This is a genomic window from Pararhodobacter aggregans, assembly GCF_003075525.1.
In the GTDB taxonomy this organism is placed as follows: domain Bacteria; phylum Pseudomonadota; class Alphaproteobacteria; order Rhodobacterales; family Rhodobacteraceae; genus Pararhodobacter; species Pararhodobacter aggregans.
Genome location: NZ_QDDR01000010.1, coordinates 177,128 through 201,021, shown reverse-complemented (window position 1 = coordinate 201,021; position 23,894 = coordinate 177,128). Strand labels below are relative to the sequence as shown.

23 protein-coding genes are annotated in these 23,894 nt (G+C 68.9%); 5 read left to right on the top strand and 18 right to left on the bottom strand.

What is annotated here, in order from left to right; genetic code table 11:
* Positions 1 to 14 precede the first annotated feature (14 nt).
* Positions 15 to 338, top strand: a complete 324-nt coding sequence (locus DDE23_RS18515) for a hypothetical protein (RefSeq protein ID WP_107755049.1) — start codon at positions 15 to 17, stop codon at positions 336 to 338.
* Between the two features lie 127 nt (positions 339 to 465).
* On the top strand, positions 466 to 1,092 hold the full coding sequence (locus tag DDE23_RS18510) for a hypothetical protein (protein WP_107755050.1): 627 nt from the start codon (positions 466 to 468) through the stop codon (positions 1,090 to 1,092).
* A gap of 31 nt (positions 1,093 to 1,123) precedes the next feature.
* Here DDE23_RS18510 and DDE23_RS18505 read toward each other — a convergent pair whose 3' ends face one another.
* From DDE23_RS18505 to DDE23_RS18455, 11 genes are all read right to left on the bottom strand, one after another.
* Positions 1,124 to 1,564 carry a molybdenum cofactor biosynthesis protein MoaE gene (locus DDE23_RS18505; RefSeq protein WP_107755051.1) on the bottom strand — a complete coding sequence of 147 codons (441 nt, stop codon included), beginning with the start codon at positions 1,562 to 1,564 and terminating at the stop codon, positions 1,124 to 1,126.
* Between the two features lie 3 nt (positions 1,565 to 1,567).
* Complete coding sequence (gene moaD, locus DDE23_RS18500) at positions 1,568 to 1,819, bottom strand: molybdopterin converting factor subunit 1 (RefSeq protein WP_107755052.1); 252 nt, start codon at positions 1,817 to 1,819, stop codon at positions 1,568 to 1,570.
* Complete coding sequence (gene pgsA / locus DDE23_RS18495) at positions 1,816 to 2,484, bottom strand: CDP-diacylglycerol--glycerol-3-phosphate 3-phosphatidyltransferase (protein WP_107755100.1); 669 nt, start codon at positions 2,482 to 2,484, stop codon at positions 1,816 to 1,818. Before pgsA ends, moaD begins: the two co-directional genes overlap by 4 nt.
* Before the next feature lie 2,283 nt (positions 2,485 to 4,767).
* On the bottom strand, positions 4,768 to 6,153 hold the full coding sequence (locus DDE23_RS18490) for a PAS domain-containing protein (RefSeq protein ID WP_107755053.1): 1,386 nt from the start codon (positions 6,151 to 6,153) through the stop codon (positions 4,768 to 4,770).
* A 75-nt stretch (positions 6,154 to 6,228) separates the two neighbouring features.
* Complete coding sequence (gene uvrC / locus DDE23_RS18485; protein WP_107755054.1) at positions 6,229 to 8,079, bottom strand: excinuclease ABC subunit UvrC; 1,851 nt, start codon at positions 8,077 to 8,079, stop codon at positions 6,229 to 6,231.
* Between the two features lie 301 nt (positions 8,080 to 8,380).
* Positions 8,381 to 9,163, bottom strand: a complete 783-nt coding sequence (locus DDE23_RS18480) for an SDR family oxidoreductase (RefSeq protein WP_107755055.1) — start codon at positions 9,161 to 9,163, stop codon at positions 8,381 to 8,383.
* 7 nt (positions 9,164 to 9,170) lie between these two features.
* Positions 9,171 to 10,103, bottom strand: coding sequence for a calcium/sodium antiporter (locus DDE23_RS18475; protein ID WP_107755056.1), 933 nt, complete (start codon positions 10,101 to 10,103; stop codon positions 9,171 to 9,173).
* Positions 10,100 to 10,303, bottom strand: coding sequence for a hypothetical protein (locus tag DDE23_RS18470; protein WP_107755057.1), 204 nt, complete (start codon positions 10,301 to 10,303; stop codon positions 10,100 to 10,102). Before DDE23_RS18470 ends, DDE23_RS18475 begins: the two co-directional genes overlap by 4 nt.
* Complete coding sequence (locus DDE23_RS18465; protein ID WP_107755059.1) at positions 10,303 to 11,112, bottom strand: S49 family peptidase; 810 nt, start codon at positions 11,110 to 11,112, stop codon at positions 10,303 to 10,305. Before DDE23_RS18465 ends, DDE23_RS18470 begins: the two co-directional genes overlap by 1 nt.
* Positions 11,113 to 11,193: 81 nt before the next feature.
* Positions 11,194 to 11,787, bottom strand: a complete 594-nt coding sequence (locus tag DDE23_RS18460) for an aspartate carbamoyltransferase catalytic subunit (protein ID WP_107755060.1) — start codon at positions 11,785 to 11,787, stop codon at positions 11,194 to 11,196.
* A gap of 514 nt (positions 11,788 to 12,301) precedes the next feature.
* On the bottom strand, positions 12,302 to 13,243 hold the full coding sequence (locus DDE23_RS18455; RefSeq protein ID WP_107755062.1) for an aspartate carbamoyltransferase catalytic subunit: 942 nt from the start codon (positions 13,241 to 13,243) through the stop codon (positions 12,302 to 12,304).
* Between the two features lie 145 nt (positions 13,244 to 13,388).
* On the opposite strand from DDE23_RS18455, the gene DDE23_RS18450 reads away from it, so the two are divergent.
* Complete coding sequence (locus DDE23_RS18450; protein WP_107755063.1) at positions 13,389 to 14,816, top strand: amidase; 1,428 nt, start codon at positions 13,389 to 13,391, stop codon at positions 14,814 to 14,816.
* A 318-nt stretch (positions 14,817 to 15,134) separates the two neighbouring features.
* Here the strand turns inward: DDE23_RS18450 and DDE23_RS18445 are convergent, their stop codons facing one another.
* Positions 15,135 to 15,935 (bottom strand): crotonase/enoyl-CoA hydratase family protein, encoded by an 801-nt coding sequence (locus DDE23_RS18445; RefSeq protein WP_107755065.1) that lies wholly within the window; start codon positions 15,933 to 15,935, stop codon positions 15,135 to 15,137.
* Positions 15,936 to 16,056: 121 nt separating this feature from the next.
* Here DDE23_RS18445 and DDE23_RS18440 point away from each other — a divergent pair, with 121 nt between their 5' ends.
* Together DDE23_RS18440 and DDE23_RS18435 are read left to right on the top strand one after the other, a co-directional pair.
* Entirely contained in the window at positions 16,057 to 16,401 is a 345-nt protein-coding gene (locus DDE23_RS18440; RefSeq protein ID WP_107755066.1) for a cupin domain-containing protein, read from the top strand.
* Between the two features lie 182 nt (positions 16,402 to 16,583).
* On the top strand, positions 16,584 to 18,242 hold the full coding sequence (locus DDE23_RS18435) for an NAD+ synthase (RefSeq protein WP_107755067.1): 1,659 nt from the start codon (positions 16,584 to 16,586) through the stop codon (positions 18,240 to 18,242).
* Positions 18,243 to 18,424: 182 nt separating this feature from the next.
* Here DDE23_RS18435 and DDE23_RS18430 read toward each other — a convergent pair whose 3' ends face one another.
* Genes DDE23_RS18430 through DDE23_RS18405 form a run of 6 tightly spaced genes read right to left on the bottom strand, consistent with a single transcriptional unit; the run spans position 18,425 to position 23,847 of the window.
* Entirely contained in the window at positions 18,425 to 19,354 is a 930-nt protein-coding gene (locus DDE23_RS18430; RefSeq protein WP_107755068.1) for an AEC family transporter, read from the bottom strand.
* Positions 19,355 to 19,372: 18 nt separating this feature from the next.
* A complete protein-coding gene (locus tag DDE23_RS18425) occupies positions 19,373 to 20,173 on the bottom strand; it encodes an MBL fold metallo-hydrolase (RefSeq protein ID WP_107755070.1) in 801 nt (266 codons plus the stop codon).
* Positions 20,170 to 20,958 carry a TatD family hydrolase gene (locus DDE23_RS18420; RefSeq protein WP_107755071.1) on the bottom strand — a complete coding sequence of 263 codons (789 nt, stop codon included), beginning with the start codon at positions 20,956 to 20,958 and terminating at the stop codon, positions 20,170 to 20,172. Before DDE23_RS18420 ends, DDE23_RS18425 begins: the two co-directional genes overlap by 4 nt.
* Positions 20,959 to 20,972: 14 nt before the next feature.
* Complete coding sequence (locus DDE23_RS18415) at positions 20,973 to 22,076, bottom strand: DNA polymerase III subunit delta' (RefSeq protein ID WP_107755072.1); 1,104 nt, start codon at positions 22,074 to 22,076, stop codon at positions 20,973 to 20,975.
* Positions 22,073 to 22,699, bottom strand: coding sequence for a dTMP kinase (gene tmk, locus DDE23_RS18410; protein WP_107755074.1), 627 nt, complete (start codon positions 22,697 to 22,699; stop codon positions 22,073 to 22,075). The genes DDE23_RS18415 and tmk overlap by 4 nt, the downstream gene beginning before the upstream one ends.
* On the bottom strand, positions 22,696 to 23,847 hold the full coding sequence (locus tag DDE23_RS18405) for a D-alanyl-D-alanine carboxypeptidase family protein (RefSeq protein ID WP_107755076.1): 1,152 nt from the start codon (positions 23,845 to 23,847) through the stop codon (positions 22,696 to 22,698). The genes tmk and DDE23_RS18405 overlap by 4 nt, the downstream gene beginning before the upstream one ends.
* Between the last annotated feature and the right edge of the window lie 47 nt (positions 23,848 to 23,894).

Here is a 23,894-nt window from a genome sequence, read left to right as displayed (position 1 = left end):
CGGAGACGCCCCTCATGAACCGAACCGAATTCGTCATCGTGACCGTGATCGTTCTGACCGCGGCCTTCGCGCTGGGATGGTTCGTGAACTGGCTGATCCACCGCTTCACCCGTGTCACCCAGGCCGATCTGGGCGAGCTGGAGCGCATGGCGCAATCGCTGCACGAGGCCGAGGAAACCCGCGACCAGGCCATCGCCTATATCCATCAGCGCGACGAGGAAGTCGGCCGCGAGATGGCGCAGCTGCAGGCCGAACTGCGCGCGGCGATGGACGGGCTGCGCAGCGCGCGCCACGAATCGGACATGCTGCGCCATCAGCTCGAGGCCCGCGGCAGCTGAGCGGCGCGCCGTGGCTTCCCCGATGCCGCCCTCCTGCCGTCGCTACAAAAGCGCGCGAGCGGGACTTGCCCGGTGTCGCGCCCCCGGGCAGAGTGGGGCCCATGTTCACGCCGCACAGGACTTCACGATGAGCAACCGATCCCGGTCACGGGTCCGGCTTCGGACCCTTCCGGCGCTTGCGCTCGCGGCGGTGATGGCCCTGCCGGGGACCGCCCCCGCCCAGGACCTGACCGACGCCGCCTCCGCCATCGAGCAGCTTCTCGCCACCGGCCGCGGCCCCGAGGCCGTGGCTGCCGCCCGGATGTTCCTGCGCCATGTCACGGGCGAGGCGGGCTTTGGCGTCACCAACGCGCGCCTCACCCTGCTGCCGGCCGAAGGCTATGGCATGTTCGAGCCGCGCCCGAGCAATGTCTATGCCCTGGGCGAGCCGGTCTATGCCTATGTCGAGGTCTACGGCTTCTCGATGACGCCGCTGGCCAATGGGGCCAACCGGCTGCTGTTCGACGTGTCCTTCACGCTCGACAGCCCCGAAGGGCGGCAGATGACCGATGCCATGATCCCGATGGGCGAGGTGCAGCTGGACAGTTTCAGCCAGCCGGTCGACGGGTTCTTCCACCTGACCTATCGGGTGACCGGCGCCGAGGGGCCCTTCACCCTGCGCACCCATGTCGTGGACCGCGCCAGCGGCCAGACGGCGGAATTCTCGCTGCCGGTGGTATTCGGGGCATCGCCGGCCAGCGCCGAGCGCAAGTAGAGGGGGCGGGCAAGCCCGTGTGAGTGGTCACTCACCAACGCTTGAGCTGATCCTCATCCGCGTCCCGCGCCGCCACCCAGGCCTCGCCTCCGGCGCCGAATTCCTTCTTCCAGAAGGGGGCGCGGGATTTCAGGTAATCCATCAGGAATTCGGCGGCGGCAAAGGCCTCGCCCCGATGGCGCGAGGCGGTGGCGACCATCATGATCGCCTCGCCCGGCTGCATCGGCCCGTGGCGGTGCAGGATCAGCGCCTCGGTCAGCGACCAGCGGGCGCGGGCCTCGGCCTCGATCGCGGCCAGCGCGCGTTCGGTCATGCCGGGGTAATGCTCGATCTCCATGCCGCTGAGGCGCCCGTCCTCGTCGCGCACCAGCCCGCAGAACGTGACCACCGCCCCGGCCCCGCCGCAGGCCGCCGCGAAGGCGTTGCATTCGGCGCCATAATCGAAAGGCTCGGCCTGGACGCGGATCGCCATGGCTCAGCCCCCGGTCATCGGCGGGAAGAAGGCGATTTCGCGCACCCCGGTCAGCGGCGCGTCGAAATCCGACAGCTCCTGATCCAGCGCCACCCGCACCGCCTTCAGGTCGGCGAAGGCCAGCGCGTAGCGCTCCTCGCGGCCGCGCAGTTCCTCGACCAGCTCGGCCACGGTGGCGGCCCCGGTCTCGACCGTCTCGCGCGGCAGGCCGATGCGTTCGCGCAGCCAGGCAAAGTACAGGATCGTCACGCTCATTCGCCGCTGTCCTTGAGGAAGGGCAGGGCCTTGCGCAGATAGTCCCAGCCGGTGATGGCGGTCAGCGCCGCGGCGATCCAGATCAGCACCAGGCCGAAGTTCCATACCGCTTCGCCGCCCATATTGGCGATGGAGAGCAGATTGAGTTCGGCGTCGATGCCGGTATCGGTCATCTGGGCGATGATCTGGCGGTTGCGGGCCAGCGCCTGCTCGCGGACGTATTCCAGCCCCAGCGCGGCAAAGAGCGTCGAGATCGCCACCATCTGCGCCGTGGTCTTCCATTTCGCCAGCTTGGTGACGGCCAGCAGGCGCGAGGTATTGCCCAGATATTCCCTGAGCCCCGAGACAAAGACCTCGCGGAACAGGATCACCGTGGCGGGCAGGATCAGATAGGGGTCCATCCCCGAATAGCCGGTCAGCACCAGCAGGGCGATGACCACCATCGCCTTGTCGGCGATCGGGTCCAGCATGGCGCCCATGCGGCTTTCCTGCCGCCAGAGCCGCGCCAGATAGCCGTCGAAGTAATCGGTGATCGCGGCGACCAGGAACAGGACCAGCGCGAACCAGTCGGCCCAGGGCCGGGCGAAATACAGGAACATGATCGCCACCCCGGGGGCTGCGATCAGGCGCAGGAAGGTCAGCGTGTTGGGTATCGTCCATCGCATGGCCTGTTCGTAGCCCAAGCGCATCGCCGGGAAAAGAGGCCAGTTCCCCTCGGCCCTGCGCTGGGCGGCGTGTCGCAGGGCGCGGGGGCGGGAGGTCTCGGGTTTGCCGGCCGCGCGGCCCCGCAGGGCGGCGCCCGGTGGTGCGAGGCCGTTGCCCCTGCCGCGCGGTGCCTGTCGGGGTTTCCGGCGGGCGTCCGGACGGGGATACCTGATGGCCGGCCCGGGGCTGAGTTCGGTGCGCGCGGTTTCGGGGGGCCGCCCTGCGCTTTGGTCCGGACCGGCGGTCCGGTCATCCGGAACCGGCCGGATGCGGCGCGAGGGGATACCTATGCCCAGCCTGCCTGGCCCCCGGGGCCGGCCCGTCGGGAATTCACCACGATGGCGGTTGCAAGGCCTGACGGCCTGGAAGGCGCCGCTCCCCGGCCGCCGTCGCTTCCGGCCAATGTGTCATGTCCTCCGGCACAGCCGGGCGCTGCCCTCAGTGCCCGAGGGCAGCGCCCGCGACCACTGCCGTCACGCCTCCGGCCAAACCGGAGCCTACCCCGGTGCGGGCGTCAGCACGCCGCGTTCGGCCCGGGAAGGAGGCACCCGCCGCGGCTCTCGTGGCGTCCGGGGCAGGCCGTCCTGTGCCAAGGTGCAGCCATGAGTCTGGGCTTCGCCGCCCTGGGTGCCCGTGCCCCGAGGGACGGTCCTCGTGACCTTCGGGACCGGCTGCCTCGCGCTCCATCGAAGATATGCGTGAGCGGACAGGCGTGAGCGGATGGCAGCAGCCCGCCGGTTGATCCACCTCCCGCCCTTCCCGCCCCCGGCGCGGGTATGAACGCCGGTAATGAGGGCCAGGATGGCGGAGATGCCGAGCGCCGTCTCCGTGACGTCTTGCAAAGTTGCCTCGCGCCCCGGCACGGGGTCAGATGCAGGGTGGTCGGGTCTTGGGGGCGCGCCCCGAGGGGCAGTCTCCCCGGTTTCAGCAGGACCCTCGTCGTGCCTTGGCGCGCATGAGCACAGGGCAGGCGGGCCCGGATGGCAGCGCCCCGTCCGTCGCACTCGTGACTTCCGGCTGGCCCGTCTAATCTGGGGCACGAAGGTGAGTGCTGGGCGTGCGGGCAGGGATGGCGGAGCCGCCGAGCGCCGTCTCCGTGACGTCTTGCAAAGTTGCCTCGCGCCCCGGTACGGGGACAGATGCAGCGTGGTCGGGTCTTGGGGAGCCGCGCCCCGAGAGGTATTCCCCACGGTTTCAGCAATACCCTCGTCGTGCTTTGGTGCGCATCAGCACAGGGCAGGCGGGCCAGTATGGCGGCAGTCCCGTCCGCCGTCGTGGTGCCTTCCGGCTGGCCCGCCTAAACTGGGGCACGAAGGTGGGCGCAAGGAGTCCGGGTAGGGATGGCGGAGGCGCCGACCGCCGTCCCCGTGACGTCTTGCAAGGTTGTTTCGCGCCCCGGCACGGAGACAGATGCAGGGTGGTCGGGTCCTGGGGGCGCGCGTGCCCCGAGGGGTAGTCCCCACGGTTTCAGCAGGACCCTCGTCGTGCCTTGGCGCGCATGAGCACAAGGCAGGCGGGCCCGGATGGCAGCGCCCCGTCCGTCGCACTCGTGACTTCCGGCTGGCCCGTCTAATCTGGGGCACGAAGGTGAGTGCTGGGCGTGCGGGCAGGGATGGCGGAGCCGCCGAGCGCCGTCCCCGTGACGTCTTGCAAAGTTGCCTCGCGCCCCGGTACGGGGACAGATGCAGGGTGGTCGGGTCTTGGGGAGCGCGCGCCCCGAGAGGTATTCCCCACGGTTTCAGCAATACCCTCGTCGTGCCTTGGTGCGCATCAGCACAGGGCAGGCGGGCCAGTATGGCGGCAGTCCCGTCCGCCGTCGTGGTGCCTTCCGGCTGACCCGCCTCGTCAGCGACACGAAGGTGAGTGCAGGGCGTGCGGGCGGGGATGGTGGAGATGCCGGTCACCGTCTTTCCGACCGCCGGCCGTTCTGTCTGGTCCCCGGCCCAAGCGTGAGCGCAGGGTGTGTGGGTTCGGAGGGCCGCGGGACGTGACCGCTGCCCTCGCGACCTTCCGGGCAGGCCTTCTGGATTGGGGCGGGCTTGTGCGACGGCGGCGGGAGTGTGGCTGCGCTGTTTCTTGGGCCGCTTGTTCACCGGAAGGAGGCACCCGCTCCGGCCTTGGTTCGGGGGCCCAAGCCGGTGGCAGGGCAGGTGCCTCCCATCGCGAGCGTCCGAGGCTCCAGCAGCGGAGACCCGGGGGGATGGGCTGAGAGGCGGGTACAGGCGCAGAGGGCGCGGGCAACCCTATTCCGCGGCGATACGGTCGTCGGGGCGGGCGCCTGGGGGCCTGGTGGCGGCCGGGGCGTTGGGCGCTCGTGTGGCCTTGCCTGTCGCGGTGCCGGTTGCCGCTGCGCGATGCGCCATCGCCTCGCTCTCCGGTCGGCGGGAGACGTTGATCAGCGAGAGGCCGGTCTGGATCGCCACTGCCAGGTTCGACAGGCTTTGCAGGCTTTCGGAAATCTCGGCCTGAACGGCATCGATCTGGTCCAGCGTGGCCGAACAGGCGGCCTCGGACACGTGGTCGCGGCGGCTTTCGACCCGGCCCAGGATGCGGATCGTATCGAGCCCCAGCACCAGGCGCCGGATCTCGAAGGCCGAGGCGATCAGCGCCGCCGCCAGACGCAGCGCCTCGTTCAGAGAGATCTGCACCCTTGCATGACTGCTCTGGCCGAGCGTCTCGACGATCTGGTACTCCTCGCGGCGTTCAACCTCGGGCGGGGTGCGTTCGGGCTTGCGGATATGGCGGGCCATTTCCAGATGCAGCCGGGCGCAATTGGTCAGGATCAGGCTTCGGCGCACGGCGATGTCCATCTGGCCGCAGATATTCCCCTCGCCGGTGACGAAATTCGACAGCTTTTCGGAGATATTGTCGAAGGATGTCTTGTAGTTCATCGAGATCTGGCTGATCGGCCCGCCCTGCGGTTCCAGCCGGGCGGCGATCAGGCGCATGTTCACCGGCAGCAGCTTCAGACTGTCGAACAGGCTGACCAGCCGCGTCTGTTCCTTCAGCGCGTCGTTGAGCGCCGTCACCAGGCCCGAGAGATGCGTCGCCACCTTGTCCGGAGGCTTGCCCAAAGCCGCGTCGCGGGCGAGCGATTCCTCATGCAGCGCCTGGCTCATGAATTCGGGATAGGAATGGTAGCCAAGCTCGGTCAGCCGGGCGAGCAGGATCGCTGCGGAGGCCTCGGCCGAAAGCTTCTCCGTCTCCTCCCGCCGGCGCAGGCGCGCGTATTCGGCGCGCATCGCGTGGAAGATCGGCGAGGAGGGCCGCATCCGCACCGAGAAATAGCCGCCGTCGTAGGGGATGGCCGCGGCCAGCACCCAGTAATAGCGCCCGTCCTTCGAGCGGTTCTTGACATAGCCGACCGACGGTTCCCCGGCCTTCAGATATTGCCAGAAGATGTGGAAGAAGGCCTTCGGCATGTCGGGATGGCGCACGATCTTGTGCGGCGAGCCGATCAATTCGCGCCAGTCGTAGCCACCGAGGCGTTCGAAGACATCGTTGGCCGCCAGCAGGATGCCGCGTTCGTCGGTCCTGGAATAGACCAGTTCGCCCATTTCGAACGGGACTTCCTGCCCCGCATCGCGGGGGGCGCCGGAGTGGCTGGTGGTCGGCGTGGCCTGCATCATGATCGCGGTCCCGGGGCTGGAGGAGCCGCCAGAATGCCGCGGGAGTCTTTCCGCAAGGTTACCCGCGGCGCCGTCTCAACTGCCGGTATGGAAGAAATTGTAGACAGTTTCGGCCATGGCCTGGCTGATCCCCGGCACCGCCATCAGATCGGTCAGCCCGGCCCGCGTCACCGCCTTGGCCGAGCCGAAATGCTGCAGGAGCGCGCGTTTGCGGGCGGCGCCGATGCCGGGGACCTCGTCCAGCGGCGTGCTGGTCGTGGCCTTGGCGCGCGCCGCACGGTGGGTGCCGATGGCGAAACGGTGGGCCTCGTCGCGCAGGCGCTGGACGAAATAGAGCACCGGGTCGTTGTGGCGCAGCGCAAAGGGCCGGGCACCGGGGCGGTGGAATTCCTCGCGCCCCAGATCGCGGTCGACGCCCTTGGCGACGCCGACGAAGGGCACGTCATCGACGCCCAGCTCGGCCAGAACCTCGGCCACGGCGCTGATCTGCCCGGCGCCGCCGTCGATCAGCAGGAGGTCCGGCCAGGCCTCGGTCACGCGGCCGGGGTCCTCTTTCAGCAGACGCTCGAAGCGGCGGGTCAGCACCTCTTTCATCATGCCGAAATCGTCGCCGGGTGCGGTCTTGATGGTGAATTTGCGGTACTGGTTCTTCTGCCAGCCGTCCGGTCCGGCCACCACCATGGCGCCGACGGCATGGGCGCCCTGGATATGCGAGTTGTCGTAGATCTCGACCCGCTTCGGGGCCTCGTCCAGATCGAAGGCTTCGGCCAGCCCGTCCAGCAGCCGCGATTGCGCGGCGCTTTCCGACATCTTGCGGCCAAGCGATTCCTTGGCGTTTCTCAGCGCGTTTTCAACCAGTTCCGCCTTCTCGCCCCGCTGCGGCACGCGCAGCTCGACATTGCGGCCGGCGCGGGCGCTGAGCAACTCATGGATCAGATCCTCGTTGTCGATCGGATGCGACAGCAGGATCTGCCGGGGCGGCGGCTTGTCGTCGTAGAATTGCGCGAGGAAGGCCTCCAGGATCTCGCCCTCCTCGGCGCCCGAGCCGGTGCGGGGGTAGAAATCCTTGTTGCCCCAGGATTGGTTGGCGCGGATGAAGAAGACCTGCACGCAGGCCTGCCCCTTTTCCAGATGCAGCGCGATGACATCCGCCTCCTCGACGCCGCGGGGGTTGATGCCCTGGCCCTGCTGCACGGCGGTCAGCGCCCGGATCCGGTCGCGCAGCGCCGCCGCGCGCTCGAATTCCATGGCCTCGGAGGCCTCCTGCATCTGCTTGGCCAGATCGGCCTGGATATGCGAGGTCTTGCCGGACAGGAAGCGTTCGGCGTCCGAGACGAGGCCCGCGTAATCCTCGGGCGAGATCAGGTCGACGCAGGGACCGGAACAGCGTTTGATCTGATAGAGCAGGCAGGGCCGGGTCCGGTTGTTGAAGGACGAATCGGCGCAGGAGCGCAGCAGGAACACCTTCTGCAACTGGTTCAGCGTCCGGTTCACCGCGCCCGCGCTGGCGAAGGGGCCGAAATAGCTGCCGCGCCCGGTCCGCTTGCCGCGATGCTTGCGGATCTGCGGGAAGGGGTGGTCCTTGGAGATCAGGATGTTGGGGAAGCTTTTGTCGTCCCTGAGCAGCACGTTGTAGACGGGCTTCAACTGCTTGATCAGGTTCTGTTCCAGAAGCAGCGCCTCGGTCTCGGTGCGCGTGGTCAGGAACATCATCGAGCGCGTCTCGTGGATCATCCGGGCGATGCGGCCCGAATGCCCCGAGGGACGCGCATAATTCGACACCCGCGCCTTCAGATTGCGCGCCTTGCCGACGTAAAGCACCCGCGCCTCGGCATCCAGCATCCGGTAGACACCGGGCGAGCCGTCGAGGGTACGGACATAGCTGGCGATCAGCGCGTGACCGGTCAGTTCAGGGGTCTCGGTCATGGGTCGGTCTGAGTGATTCTGCTCGCTCGTTGCACTCTAGCGCCCCTGAGTTCAAGGGCAAAGGTTTCCACGGAATCTGTGGATAAGCCTGTGGAGGCCTGGCCGTGATCTGCGAAAAATCCTTGTTTCCGGCCCGATTCCGTGAACTGCCTAATAAATAGGCGATTTATCAAGTCATTGAAATTGCTTGATAAAAATATGACGCGGATGCAAGGCCCTGAAATCTCTAGGGTTTTCTTAACGAGAATGTGACAGTCATTTTTGCGGTGGACAAGGTGACGCGGGGTCGGGCCGTGGCGGGCTACTCGACCCCGATGATGTCAGGGGTCCGCCAGCCCAGATGCTGGCCGCCATCGACGCAGATCAGCTGCCCGGTGACGGCCTTGGCGTCCAGAAGATAGGCCAGGGCGGCGGTGATATCCTCGGGGTCCGAGCCCCGGCCCAGCACGGTATTGGCGCGCTGGCGGGTGAAATGCGTCTCGGTCTGGCGGGCGCCTTTCAGCGTCGGTCCGGGGCCGATGGCATTGACGCGGATCGCGGGCGCCAGCGCCTGGGCCGAGGTCCGGGTCAGCGCCCAGAGGCCCATCTTGGCCAGCGTATAGGTCATGAATTCGGGCGTCGGTTTCAGCACCCGCTGGTCGATCATGTTGATGACGAGTCCGGTCGCCACCGGCTCGCCCCGCGCATCGGTTGCGGCATCGGGGGCCTGGGCGGCGAAGGCCTGGGTCAGCACGAAAGGCGCCCTCAGGTTCGACTCCATATGCCGGTCCCAGCCGCGCCGGGTGGCGGTGCCGAGCGTGTCATACTCGAAAATCGAGGCGTTGTTGATGAGAAGGGTCAGCGTCCCGCCCAGCGCCTCGGCCGCGGCAGGCAGCAGGGCCTGGGTCGCGGCCTCGTCCAGAAGGTCGGCCTGCAGCGTCACCGCCTTGACGCCCAGCGCCCGGCATTCGGCCGCCACCGCCTCGGCCCCCTCGCGCGAGCTGGCGTAGTGCAGCGCCACGTCCCAGCCGCGCCCGGCCAGTTCCCGCGCCATGGCCGCGCCCAGCCGATGCCCCGCGCCGGTGATCAGTGCCTTGCCCGCCATGTCCGCCTCAGAAAAGGGAAACCAGATAGGCGCCATAGAGCGCGATCAGCACCACGCCCGCAAGCTTGCCGATGCTGCGCCCGGTCAGCACGAAGAGGCCCAGCAGCGCCGAGACGGCCAGCATGACCCAGAGGTCGACGTTCAGCATCTGCTCGGGCACCGGCAGCGGCCCGACCAGCGAGGCGATGCCGATGATCCCCAGCAGGTTGAAGATGTTGGAGCCGATGACATTGCCCATGGCCACGCCCGCTTCCTTGCGGAAGGCGGCGGCGATGGTGGTGGCAAGTTCGGGCAGCGAGGTGCCGACCGCGACCAGCGTCAGGCCGATCACCGCCTCGCTGACCCCCAGCGCGGTGGCGATGGAGGTGGCGCCGCTGACCAGCAGGTTGGCGCCGACCGGCAGGCCGATCAGGCCGCCGATCAGGAAGAGCGCGATCTTCAGCCCCGAGATGCTGGCGTCGGCACCTTCAAGGTCCGGCTCGGCGCTGGCGCGATGGGCCTGCGCCCGGCGGTAGCTGTTCCACAGCATCGCCGCCAGACCCGCCAGCAGCGCCAGCCCGTGCATCCAGCCGAAGGGGCCGACCCAGGCCAGCGCGATGAACAGAAGCGCCGCCCCCATCATCACCAGGAAATCATGGGTCAATTCGCGCGAAACCGGCACGACCGAGATCAGCGCCGGGATGCCCAGCACCAGCAGGATATTGGCGATGTTGGAGCCGATCACATTGCCCAGCGCCAGCGCCGGGGCGTTGTTCAGCACCGCATCGACCGAAACCAGCAGTTCCGGCGCCGAGGTGCCGAAGGCCACCACGGTCAGGCCCACGATCAGGGCGGGCACGCCCAGCCTGAGGCTCAGGTTCACCGCGCCCTTGACCAGCGCATCGCCGGCCACAACCAGCAGCACCAGGCCACCGGCCACCATCAGAAGGTCGATCATCATGTCTTGTACCGGCAGTCAGGGCGCGCGCAGGGCCCGGGTTCTTGGGAAAGGTTGATCCGCTTGCAGGTCGGGCAGCGCAGACGGTCGAGCGTGGCCGTGGGGCCGCTGCCGCCGATGCGGCGGCCCGGGCGCAGGGCCTTCTGGATCATCGCCATGACGAGCATGAAGATCAGGAAAAGGATGACGACGCGCAGCAGCATCAGAGGCCCAGCCGCGACCAGAGCGCCGCCTCCTCGACCCCGGCCAGCGCGTCCTGCGCCAGACTCAGGCCGAAACGCGACAGCAGGCGGCGGCGCGGGCCGAAGACCCGGAAGCGGATCGTCTCGCCGTAACGCTCTTTCAGGACCGGCACGGCATGGCCGATCCCGTCGGCCAGCCCCAGCCGCACCGCCTCGCGCCCCAGCCAGTAGCGGCCGTCGAAGAGGTCGGTCTCGGTGCTGAGCCTGTTGCCGCGCATGGTGCGCACATGCTCGGTGAAGACGCCGTGCAGGTCTTCCAGCAGGGCGTCAAGGCGCGCCACATCCTCGGGGTTTTCCGGGCGGAACGGGTCGAGCTGGCTCTTCGAGCGCCCGGCGGTATGCACCCGCCGCTCGATCCCCAGCTTGCCGATCGCCTCCTGCAGGCCGAAGCCCGACGAGATCACGCCGATCGAGCCCAGGATCGAGGCCGCGTCGCAATGGATCGTATCGGCGGCCGAGGCGATCCAGTAGCCGCCCGAGGCCGCCGCATCCTCGACAAAGGCATGGACCGGGGTCCCGGTCTCATCTGCCAGCCGCCGGATCCGGGCGCCGATCAGCGCCGATTGCACGGGCGAGCCGCCGGGCGAGTTGATCAGCAGCCCCACGGCCAACGGCTTGCCCGAGCGGAAGGCGCGTTCCAGAAGCGGCGCGGTGGATTCGTCCGACAGCCGCCCGCGGCCACCCGCGGCGATCATCCCCTGCAAACGGACGATGGTCACCCTCTTGGGGCGGCGGAATAGCCGGGCGGGCAGGGACAGGGGCGCGTTCATCGCCCCGATGTAGGGTGGTCCCCCCGCCGCAACAACCCCTCGGGCGCGGAGTTTCCAAGGCGCTGGTGCGCGCGCGACCGATTACCCCTGCGCCGCCTGCGCCCGGGCAGGCTCCCGCCGCGCGGCGATCATCCGGTAGACGGCGCGGGCATCCTCGATCCGCTCGAAACCGGTGTTGGTGGTCGTGGTCTGGGTCCGCCTGCTGCGCCTGCCGTTGCGGCTGCGCCGGGTGTATTGGCTGACACTGACCTCGCGCTTGAAGGTCACGCTGCCGGGGGAGCCATCCTCGAGTTCGAGGATGTTCATCTCGGCATAGGGCACGGACTTGAGCCGCCGCCTGCCGAAGACTTCGGTCGCGACATAGGCCCTGCGGTCGCTCAGCGTGTACCAGCTGCGCTTGCGGAGGTAATCCCTGACGAAGGGCAGGCCGAAGCTGACATAGAGGCCGACCAGCAGGAAGGGCAGGCCGAAGAGCGGGAAGACCGAGAACGCCTCGCCCCGGGTCATCATCCGGGCCATGGCGATCCAGACCAGCGAAAAGCCGGTGAAGAACAGGCCGAAGATCAGGGGAAGGCCCAGGAAATCCCCCAGCCGCACGCCGGTGACCGGCCGTCCCTGCCACAGGATCGTCTCCCCCTCCTCCAGAATGCCCTCCCAGCCGTCGGGTATGCTCATGCCCGGAACCCCCTGCGACGGGGCGCCCTCTGGTCCGGGGCCCGGCACGGGGCGTCCTGCCGCAGAGGCAAATGGCCGGGGATCGGGAACCCGTCCCCGCGGGGCGTTGTCCGCATCGGTGCAATCCTTGGATCAATTGGCGCGTCATCAATGCCCGCAGGATGCCGCGCCCCGGTGGGCACGACAACCCCGGAATTCGCTCGCGGCTGCGGGCAGGCAAAGCGGCGGGAGGCACGCTCCCACCCGCCCACCCCGCGCGCCTCCCGCCACGGAGAGGTCGGTGCCTGTGGCGGCCCCGGGGGCCGTCTGCCCCCGGACCCCCGAGGATATTTGGAGAACAAAGATGGAGGCTAAGAGGTTGCTAACCTGCCAACTTTGTTCTCCAAATATCCTCGGGGGGTGAATGCCCGCAGGGCAGAGGGGGGCAGAAAGCCCCCCTTCTTCGGCGCGGCGACGCCGCGCCGCTGGTCGCCCGAGGCGCCCGCGACAGCGGGCAACGAGGGCGAAACCCCTCTCAGGCCGCGCGGGCCGTTTTCAGGTTCCGCGCCAGCAGGTCCATCGCCGCCATCCGCACCGCCACGCCCATCTCCACCTGCTCCTGGATCACCGAGCGGTTGATGTCGTCGGCGATGGTGCCGTCGATCTCCACCCCGCGGTTCATCGGCCCCGGGTGCATGACGATCGCATCGGGCTTGGCATAGGCCAGCTTCTCGGCATCGAGCCCGTAGCGGTGGTAATATTCGCGCTCGGAGGGGATGAAGCCGCCGTCCATCCGCTCTTTCTGCAGCCGCAGCATCATCACCACATCGGCGCCTTCCAGCCCCTCGCGCATGTCGTCGAAGACCTCGCAGCCGAACTCCGCCACGCCCGCGGGCATCAGCGTCGGCGGGCCGATCAGCCGCACCCGGTTCTCCATCTTGCCCAGCAGGATCAGGTTCGACCGCGCCACCCGGCTATGGGCGATATCGCCGCAGATCGCCACGCTCAGCCGGTGCAGTCGGCCCTTCTTGCGCCGGATGGTCAGCGCGTCGAGCAGCGCTTGCGTCGGGTGCTCGTGCTTGCCGTCGCCCGCGTTCAGCACCGCGCAATTGACCTTCTGTGCCAGCAGGTCCACCGCGCCCGACGAGGGGTGGCGCACCACCAGCAGGTCGGGGTGCATGGCGTTCAGGGTCAGCGCCGTGTCGACCAGCGTCTCGCCCTTCTTCACGCTCGAACTCTGCATCGCCATGTTCATCACATCGGCGCCGAGTCGCTTGCCGGCCAATTCGAACGAGGCCTGGGTCCGGGTCGAATTCTCGAAGAACATGTTGATCTGGGTCAGCCCCTTCAACGCGTCCGAATGCTTGTCGCCCGAGCGGTTCAGCGCCACGTAATCGTCGGCGAGGTCGAGGATCGCGGTGATCTCGGCCGGGTGCAGCGGCTCGATCCCGAGGAGATGGCGGTGGGTGAAGGTCATGGGCGGCCTCTCGCGCGCGGCTTTGGGCGGGTATAGAAAGCCCGACCCGCCGCGGCAAGCCCCCGGTGGCCCGCCTCGGGCCTAGGCCATTGCGCCGGGCGCCGCCTCCGGCCTAGTCTCGCGCCGTCACAACCCTGGAGCGACGATGGCCGACACCCCCCTCTGGCAATTGACCGCCACCGAACTCTCGGCCCTGACCCGGGCGGGCGAGGTTTCGGCCGAAGACGCGGTCGCCGCTGCCGTCGGGCGGATGCAGGCGACCAATCCCGCGCTGAATGCCGTGGTCGAGGATCTGTCCGCCGCCGCCCTGACCCGGGCCCGGGCGCTCGACGCTGCCGAGGGGCCCAGGGGCCCGCTCCATGGCGTGCCGGTGACGATCAAGATCAACATCGACCAGAAGGGGCATGCCACCTCGAACGGTCTGCCCGGGCTGAAGGACTACCTCGCGCCCGAGGATGCGCCCTTGGTGCGCAATCTGCTCGAGGCCGGCGCGGTGGTGATCGGGCGCACCAACGCCCCGGAATTCTCGTTCCGCGTCGATACCGACAACCCGCTCTTTGGCCGGACCTGGAACCCCTGGGGGCGGCATGTCTCGGCCGGGGGCTCGTCAGGTGGGGCCGGGTCCGCAGTGATGGCGGGGATGGGGGCGCTGGCGCAGGGCAACGACATCGCCGGATCCCTGCGCTATCCGGCCTCGGCCAACGGGGCGGTGACGGTGAAGCCGGGGCTGGGGCGGGTGCCGGCCTGGAACCCCTCGCAAAAGGCCGAGCGCGGGATGCTGGCGCAGGCGATGTCGGTGCAGGGGTTGATCACGCGCTCCGCGCGCGACCTGGCGCTGGCCATGCCGGTGATGATCCGCCCCGATCCGCGCGACCCGTTTCACGTGCCTCTGCCCTGGAAAGGGGCGGCGATCGAGGGGCCGGTCAAGGTTGGTTTCACCCGCGAGACGCTGGATTTCCCGCTGCATCCCGAGGTCTCGGCGGCACTCGACCAGGCCCGCGCCGCGCTCGAGGAAGCGGGCTATGCGGTCGAGGAGATCACCCCGCCCGACCTGCGGGCGCTGGCCGGGACGGCGCTGCGCGCGCTGATGACCGAGACGCAGGCGATGATGGGCGCGGATATCCAGCGGCTGGGGTCCGAGACGATCAAGGGCATCTTCGCCGAATATTTCGCGGCCTTCCCGCCCTATGAGCCGGACGACTACCTGCGCGCCATCGCCGCGCGCACCGGCTTTGCCCGGCAATGGTCGCTGCTGCTCGAGGACTATCCGCTGGTCCTGACGCCGTTCCTGCCGCAACCCTTCTTCGCCGCCGGCCGCGATGCGGAGGGGCCCGAAGGCGTGGCCGAGGTGATGGGATCGGCGATCTGGTCGACCTCGATGAACTTCCTCGGTCTGCCGGCGGGGAATGTGCCGGCCGGGCTGGCGGCGCTGGAGGCGGGGACGCAGCCGATCGGGGTGCAGATCGTCGGGCGCCGCTGGCGCGAGGATCTGGTGGTCGAGGCGATGGTGGCGATCGAGGCCGCGGTCGGCCCGATGGCGCCCCGGCTTTGGACACGGATGGAGCGGGACTGAGCGGAGGAGGGGTTTCGCCCTCGTTGCCCGCTGCCGCGGGCGCCTCGGGCGACCAGCGGCGCGGCGTGCCGCCGCGCCGCAGGGAGGGGGGCTTTCTGCCCCCCTCTTGGCCCAAGGGCCAATTCACCCCCCGAGGATATTTGGAGCGCAAAGAAGGCGGCTTAACGCCCTCTTAACTTTCATCTTTGTTCTCTAAATATCCTCGGGGGTTTCCAAAGGGGGCCCGAGGGTCCCCTTTGGCGGGGGGCGCGGGGGGCTGGCCCCCCGCATCCTTGCCACCTCGCTGCCCGCGCCCCTGCTGCGGGAGACGAGGGGCGATCATGCGTTCGGACGGACCCGGGCGGCGGTCTTGTCGGCGAAGGCGGCGAGGCGGGCGCGGCTGGCGGGTTGGGTGTTGACGATCCCCGCCACCACCGATTCGGCATAGGCGGCGTCGAGGGCCGACATGTTCTGCATATGGCTGATGGCCGAGCAGATGGCGAAATTCGACAGGGGCGGGTTCGAGGCGGCGGCGCGGGCCAGGGCATAGGCCTTGGCCTCGCTGTCCTCGACCAGATATTGCGCGAGGCCCACGGAAATCGCCTCGTCGCCCTGATAGACCCGGCCGGTCAGCATCATGTCGATCATCCGCGCCTTGCCGACCAGATCGGCCACCCGGATCGTCGCCCCGCCGCCGGTGAAGAGGCCGCGCTGGCCTTCGGGCAGGGCGAAATAGGTCGTGGCATCGGCCACCCGGACATGGGCGGAGGAGGCCAGTTCCAGCCCGCCGCCGACCACCGCGCCCTTCAGCGCGGCGATGACCGGCACGCCGCCGTATTCCATCTTGTTGAAGGCCTCGTGCCAGCGCAGGCAGACATGCATGAAATCCTCGGGCCGGCGGTCTTCCTGATGGTGTTCCACCAGATCGAGCCCGGCGCAGAAATGCGTGCCCTCGGCGCGCAGCACCACGGCGCGGACCCCGGCGCGGGGGATGACGGTGAAGATGTCGATCAGCTCGTCCACGGTGGCCTCGTTCAGCGCGTTGCGCTTGTCGGGGCGGTTGAGGCTGAGCGTGGCGATGCCGTCCCCGTCGACCGAGAGCGTGGTGAAGGTGAGGTCGAGCGCGTCGAGAGATTTCATGATGTCCTCCGGTTTGGCGGGCAAGGTGGGCCGGGGCTGAGGCGAAGTCCAGACGAGACGCTGCGTCTTGCCGGTGGGGCGGGGGCCGGGCATGCTGCGGGCCGAACAACCGGAGTGTCCCATGAGCGCGCTGATCTTCCGCATGGCCAAGGACGGGGTCGCCGCCGTCGAAAGCCGCCCCGATCCCGAGACGCTGGTGAGGGGCGACCCCGTGCATACCAGCTGGGATTTCGAGGAACGGGACGGGCTTTACGCCGGGCTCTGGCAATCGACGCCCGGGGCCTGGCGGTTCCATTACGAGGAATGGGAATACATCCGCGTGCACGAGGGGCGGGCGGTGCTGACCTGCGACGACGGGACGGTGATGGAGCTGAAGGCGGGGGACAGCGTGGTGATCCGGCCGGGGCTCTCGGGCGTCTGGGAGGTCTTCGAGACGATGCTCAAGGATTACGTGATCCGGCTGTGACGGCGCGAGGAGGCGGGGGGCCAGCCCCCCGCGCCCCCCGGCCGGGAGGGGCGAGCCCCTCCCGGCGCCCACCCCCTCCCTGCGCCCACCCCTGCGTATTTGTGGCAGAATGAACGGGCAGGGGGTGCTTTTCCTTGGCGGTGAGCCTGCTATGTAGCTCGGGTGCAGAGGATTGACCCGCGATGACCCAGACCTTCCGCCTGACCCTGGCCCAGCTGAACCCCGTCGTGGGGGCGCTTGCCGCCAATGCCGCGCAGGCCCGCGATGCCTGGGCCGAGGCCAAAGCCGCGGGGGCGGACATGATCGCCTTCCCCGAGATGTTCGTGACCGGCTACCAGACCCAGGATCTGGTGATGAAACCGGCCTTCGCCCGCGCCGCCATGGCCGAGGTCGAGGCGCTGGCGGCAGCCTGCGCCGAGGGCCCGGCGATGGGCATCGGGGGCCCGCTGATCGAGGGCGGGCGGCTTTACAACGTCTATTACATTCTGGCGGGCGGGCGCATCGCGGCGGTGGTGAAGAAGCATCATCTGCCGAATGATCTGGTCTTCGACGAGAAGCGGCTTTTCACCCCTGCCGACATTTCCGGCCCCTACCGGGTCGGCCCGCTGCGGATCGGCACGCCGATCTGCGAGGATGCCTGGCACGAGGATGTGGCCGAGGCGCAGGCGGAATCCGGCGCCGAGATCCTGCTGGTCCCCAATGGCTCGCCCTATTCGCGGGGCCGTTTCGACACCCGCATGGGGCTGATGGTCAGCCGGGTCATCGAGACCGGTCTGCCGATGGTCTATCTGAACATGGTGGGCGGGCAGGACGATCAGGTCTTTGACGGGACCTCCTTCGTGCTGAACCCGGGCGGGCATCTGACCCATCTCATGCCCGGCTTCACCGAGGCGCTGGTGCATGTCGATTTCGAGGAGACGGCCGAGGGCTGGCGGGCGCTGTCGGGCGAGAAGGCCCCGCTGCCCGACGACTGGGAGCGGGATTATCACGCCATGGTGGTGGGCACCCGCGATTACCTGCACAAATCGGGCTTCAGGCGGGTGCTGCTGGGTCTCTCGGGCGGGATCGATTCGGCGCTGGTGGCGGCGATCGCCGCCGATGCGCTGGGGCCCGAGAATGTGCATTGCCTGATGCTGCCCTCGGAATACACCTCGGCCCATTCGCTGGAGGATGCCGAGGCGGTGGCGCGGGCGTTGGGCACAAAGCTCGATACCGTGCCGATCAGCGGGCCCCGGGCCGCGGTGACCGAGGCCTTGGGGCCGCTCTTTGCCGGTCTCGCCCCCGATGTGACGGAGGAGAATATCCAGTCGCGTCTGCGCGGCCTCTTGTTGATGGCGATCTCGAACAAGACCGGTGCCATGCTCTTGACCACCGGCAACAAATCCGAGGTCGCGGTGGGCTATGCCACGATCTATGGCGACATGAACGGCGGCTACAACCCGATCAAGGACCTCTACAAGACCCGCGTCTTCGAGACCTGCCGCTGGCGCAACCTGAACCACCGGCCGTGGATGCTGGCGCCTGCGGGCGAGGTGATCCCGCCGCGGGTCATTGACAAGCCGCCCTCGGCCGAGCTGCGCGAGGATCAGAAGGACGAGGACAGCCTGCCGCCCTATCCGGTGCTGGACGCGATCCTCGACGGGCTGGTCGAGCGCGAGTTGTCGGTCGAGGAGCTGGTGGCCGAGGGCTTCGCGCGCGAGACGGTGAAGAAGGTCGAGCACCTCCTTTACATCAGCGAATGGAAACGCTTCCAGTCGGCGCCGGGCACAAGGTTGACCACGCGGGCCTTCTGGCTGGACCGGCGCTATCCGATGGTGAACCGCTGGCGCGACCCGAGCTGAGCCAGCGCTTCCTGGCCCGGAATCAAGCGCGCAGCGCGCCGGGCCGGCGCCCGTCCGCCCCCTCGGGCGGGCGCCCTTGCACCGCTGGTCTGCAAGAACAAAGTCATCCGGAGTTGACGCCATTAAGCGCGCAGGTCAATCGTCCCTGCGCCCACCCGGTGGACGGGCTGCGCGCGGCGGCGCTACCCCAGCAGCGTCATCCAGCCCCAGGCGGTCAGGATGCACAGCGCGGTCGCGATCAGCACGCTGGAGGCGGCGATGCGTTTGGCGCGTCCGTACATGTCGGCGAAGAGATAGGCGTTGACCCCGGGCGCCATCCCCGCGGTCAGCACCGCCGAGCGGAACGGCCCGTGGTCCAGCGCGAGGAACCGGCCCAGCCCCCAGGTGATGGTCGGATGCAGCGCCAGCGAGATCACCACGACATAGGCGATGAGGCGCAGATCGCCCTCGGGCCGGTAGCGGAAGAGCACGCCGCCCAGCCCGAACAGCGCCGCGGGCAGCCCCGCGCGCGAGATCAGCTCGACCGCATCGACGACGACGACGGGCAGGGTCAGCCCGCTCAGGTTCACCGCCGCCCCCAGCGCGATGCCGATAACCAGCGGATTGTGCCAGAGCCCGTTCAGCGCCTTCATCGCCGTCCGCCCCAGACCGGCGCCCCGGGCCTTCACCCCCTCCATCGCCGTGATGCCGATCAGGTAGCAAAGCGGCGCGTGGAAGGCGACGATGATGTAATTGGGGGCCAGCGCCGCGGCGCCATAGGCGCGTTCGGTGATCGGCACGCCCAGCAGCATCGAGTTCGAGAAGAGGCAGATGAAGCCCACCGCCACCGCATCCTCCCACTCGCGCCCGAACAGGAACCGTGCGCCCAGCAGACCCGCGACGAAGCCCGAGATGGCGCCGCCGTAGAAGCTGACCAGCAGCCGCCAGTCGAAGACATGCGCCAGATCGAGCCGCATCATCGCCAGGAACAGCAGCATCGGGATGGCGATCCCTTGCGCGAATTTCATCAGCCCGTCGACGCCGCCGGGCGTCATCCAGCCGCGCCAGGCGGCCAGATAGCCCGCGCCCACCACAAGGAAGACGGGAAGAATGACCTGGACAAGCGCCTGCATGGCCGCCTTTCTGCGGGCCTACAGCGCCAGCTCGATGGTCATGCCGTCATAGGCGGCAGAGATGTGGTCCGGGGTTTCGGCCTCGATCACGCTGTGGTCGATGTCGACATGCATGTTGGTCAGGACCGCCCGGCGCGGTGCGGCGCGCGCGATCCATTCCAGCGCCAGCGCCACATGGGCATGGGTCGGATGCGGCTTGTAGCGCAGCGCGTCGAGGATCCAGCAGTCGAGGCCGTCGAGCACCGGCCAGACCGGATCGGGGATGCGCACCACATCGGGCAGATAGGCCAGCCCGCCGATGCGGAAGCCCAGGGCGTCGATGCTGCCGTGGTCCACCTCGAAGGGCGTGAGCGTCAGGGGGCCGCCCGCGCCCTCGATGGTCACGTCGCCGCGGATCGTGTGCAGGTCGCAAATCGGCGGATAGGGCGAGCCCTCTGGCTGGACGAAAGCATAGCCGAAGCGGCTGAGCAGCGCGTCCTGGGTCGAGGGATCGGCCCAGACCGGCAGGCGGCGGCGGGTGTTGAAGACGATCATCCTGAGGTCGTCGATCCCGTGCACATGATCGGCATGGGCATGGGTGAATACCACCGCATCCAGCGTGCCGACGCCCGCGTCCAGCAGTTGCTGGCGCATGTCGGGCGAGGTGTCGACCAGCACCCGCGTGGTGCCGTTCCGGCCGATGCGTTCGAGCAGCAGCGAGCAGCGGCTGCGGCGGTTGCGCGGGTTGGTGGGATCGCAGGCGCCCCAATCGCCGCCCAGCCGCGGCACCCCGCCCGACGAGCCGCAACCGAGGATCGTGGCGCGGAGGATGTCGCTCATGCCGGGCGTGCCTTGGTGAAGAGACGGTCGAAATTCTCGGTCGTCTGGCGGGCGAAATCCTCGAAGGAAAGGCCCCAGACCTCGGCCATCTTGCGGGCGGTATGGGCGGTATAGGCGGGCTCGTTGCGCTTGCCGCGATAGGGGGGCGGGGCCAGATAGGGCGCGTCCGTCTCGACCAGGATCCGGTCCACCGGCGCGCTGGCGAAGATCTCGCGCAGGGCGGTCGATTTCGGGAAGGCGGCGATGCCCGAGGCGGAGAGGTAAAACCCCAGATCCAGCGCCGCCGCCGCCAGTTCCGGCCCCGACGAGAAGCAATGCATGACGCAAGTATAGGCGCCGGCGCGGTGTTCCTCGGTCAGGATGCGGGCCATATCCTCGTCTGCGTCGCGGGCGTGGATGATGAGCGGCAGGCCGGTCTGGCGCGCGGCCTCGATATGCACGCGCAGGCTCTCCTGCTGGATCGGGGCGCTTTCGGGGGTGTAATGGTAATCGAGCCCGGTCTCGCCGATGCCGACGAATTTGGCATGCGCGGCCAGAGCCGTCAGATCCTCCAGCGCGACCAGCGGCTCTTCGCCCGCCCGCATCGGGTGGATGCCGGCGGCGTAATAGACTTCCGGGTATTTTTCCGCCAGCGCCCGCACGATCGGCTCACGGTCCAGCCGCGTGCAGATACTGACCATGCGCGTGACCCCGGCGGCGCGGGCGCGCTCCAGGATCGCGTCATGCTCGCCGTCGAAATCGGGGAAGTCGAGATGGGTGTGGCTGTCAACAAGAAGGGGCGTCATCGGGGGTCCGGCATTTATCCACTCGCCGTGCGCGCCGCGGATTCCAGTCGCAGGAACATATCCAGCACCAGCGCGCCGGGGTCAAGGTTGACCGCCCGTCCGCCGCGCGCCCGTGCCCCCAGATCGGCGGCCATTTCCGCCCAGTGCCGGGCGGCGCGGGCATCCGGGGCGAGCCGGTCATGCAGGCGGGATTCGCCGGGTGCGGCCTCGGGCAGGGGCTGGCCGGTGGCGCCCGCACGGGCCAGCCGGGCCAGCGCCAGATCCAGCAGCCGCACGGTCAGATCGAAGCGCGGCTCGGCCTCGCGACCGCCCAGCGAGTTGCACAATTTCAATATTCTGGCGCGGTCCATCAGGGGGTATTCGGCCAGAATTGCCACTATTTCTGCATAGAGCTCCAATCCGCCGCCCGAGGCGACGCGGATCGCCTCGCCGACCGAGCCGCCCGACAGCGCGGTCAGCGCCTCGGATTCCTCGGCCAGGCCCATCGCCTGTTCCAGCGCCCGTGCCATGTCCTCGGGACCCAGCGGCTGCAAGCGCAGCTCCCGGCAGCGCGAGCGGATCGTCGGCAACAGGCGCGAGGGCTGGTGCGAGACCAAGAGCAGCATCGCCCCGGCGGGCGGTTCCTCCAGCAGTTTCAGCAGCGCGTTGGCGGCGCTCGGGTTCATCTCGTCGGCGCTGTCGACGATCACCACGCGCCGCCCGCCCTCGGCCGAGGACATGCCGAAGAAATCGCGCAGCTTGCGGACCTCATCCACCGTGATCTGGCTTTTCAGCCGCCCGGTCTTGTCGTCCGCGGCGCGGCGGATCGGCAGCAGCCCGGGTTCAGACCCCGCGGCAATGCGGTGGGACACCGGGTGGACGGGGTCCACGTCCAGCGTCTCGGGCGGACCGAACAGGCCGCCGCCCGGCTCTTCGGCCAGCAGGAACCGGGCCAGCCGCCAGGCCAGCGTCGCCTTGCCGATGCCGCGCGGGCCGGTGATCAGCCAGCCGTGGTGCAGCCGTCCCTGGGCGAGGGAATCGAGGAACCGCCGCTCCGCCGCCGCCTGTCCATAGAGACGGCGCGTGTCGCGGGGATGCGGCGCCCCGGCGATGCGGTCGGCCTCGGGCGCCTCGCTCATAGCGCGGCCCGGACGGTCGCCAGCACATCGGCCGCCACCGCCTCGACCGGGCGGGCGCCGTCGATCACCCGGAAACGGGCCGGGAATTCCCCGGCCAGCGCCAGGAACCCGGCGCGCATCCGGCGTTGCAAGTCGGGCCCGAAATCCTCGAACCGTTCCTCGGTGCCGCGGCGGCCCTTGGCGCGGGCGAGCCCGACCTCGGGGTCCATGTCGATCAGCACGGTCAGATCCGGCTCGCGGCCGATCATCAGCGCATGCAACTGGTCGACCAGCGCCCTGAGATCGCCGCGCGACAGGCCCTGATACATCCGCGTCGAATCGGCGAATCGGTCGCAGATCACGGTGCGGCCCGCGGCCAGCGCGGGCTCGATGGTGCGTTCCAGATGGTCGCGGCGGGCGGCGGTGAAGAGCAGGATCTCGGTTTCGGCCGACCAACGCTCGGGGTCGCCCTCGAGCACCAGACGGCGGATCTCCTCGGCCCCGGGCGAGCCGCCGGGCTCGCGGGTCAGCACGACCTCGCGGCCCGAACCGCGCAGCGCCTCGGCCAGGAGCCGCGCCTGGGTTGACTTGCCCGATCCGTCGATCCCCTCGAAGGTGACGAAGGCGCCCCTTCCGGCGGTCACGGTGCGGTCAGGCCCAATTGGTTGCCCAGCACCATGGCGGCGGTCCGCATGCGCGGCACGATCCCGCCCTCGGGCACCGAGGCCCCGGCCACCAGCGGCATCGTATAGGCGTCGGGCAGGCCCGGCACCTCGACGATCAGCCGCGCCACTTCGGCACCCTCTTGCACCGGCGCGGCGAGGGGGCCGTCATATTCGACCCTCGCGCTGACCGGGCCCTGTTCGATGGCGGGCATCAGCACCGTCAGGCTTTGCGAGGCGACCAGCGGCACGGTGGGCGCGGTGCCGAGCCAGACCTCGGCCTCGGCAATCGACTGGCCGCTTTCCAGCACCTCACGCTCGACGAACTGGCGGAAGGCCCAGTTGACGATGCGCTCGGCCTCTTCGGCGCGTTCGCCCGTCGAGTTCAGGCCGGAAAACACGAAGATGATCCGCCGGTTGCCCTGATGGGCCGAGCCCACCATGGAATACCCGGCCTCTTCGGTATGGCCGGTCTTCAACCCGTCCATGCCGATCCCCGCCGACAGCAGCGGCAGCCGGTTCGGCTGGGTGATGTCGTTCCAGGTGAATTCGGTCTCGGCCAGGTAATGGTAGTATTCGGCGTGATCGACCATCAGATAGCGCCCCAGCATGCCCAGATCGTGCAGGCTCATGCGGTGGCGCGGGTCGGGCCAGCCCGAGGAATTGGCGATCGTGGTCTGGGTCATGCCGATCTGCGCGGCGCGGGCCTGGGCCATCTGCGCGAAGGAATCCTCGGTCCCGCCCAGCCCCTCGGCGATGACCACGGCGGCGTCATTGCCCGACACCACCGCCAGGCCGCGAATCAGGTCCTCGGTCGTCGGCCGGTCGCGGGTTTCGAGGAACATCGACGAGCCGCCCATGGCATGGGCGCGTTCCGACACGCTCCAGGTCGTTTCCAGCGTGATCCGGCCTTGGTCCAGCGCGTCCAGCAGCATGGCCAGCGTCATCAGCTTCGACATCGAGGCGGGCGGCAGCGGGATATCGGCATTCTGCTGCGCCAGAATCTGACCCGAGGCCACGTCGAGGATGAAGTAATTCGGCGCGCGGCCGCCATAGGGCGACTGGGCGAAGCCGGCGACGGTGCCGGCCAGCAGCAGGGCCGTGGCGATCAGCAGGCGCATCAAGGGCATCGTGTTCTCCTTCGGGCAAGCGTGCCGCATCCCGGCACGCGTGGCGC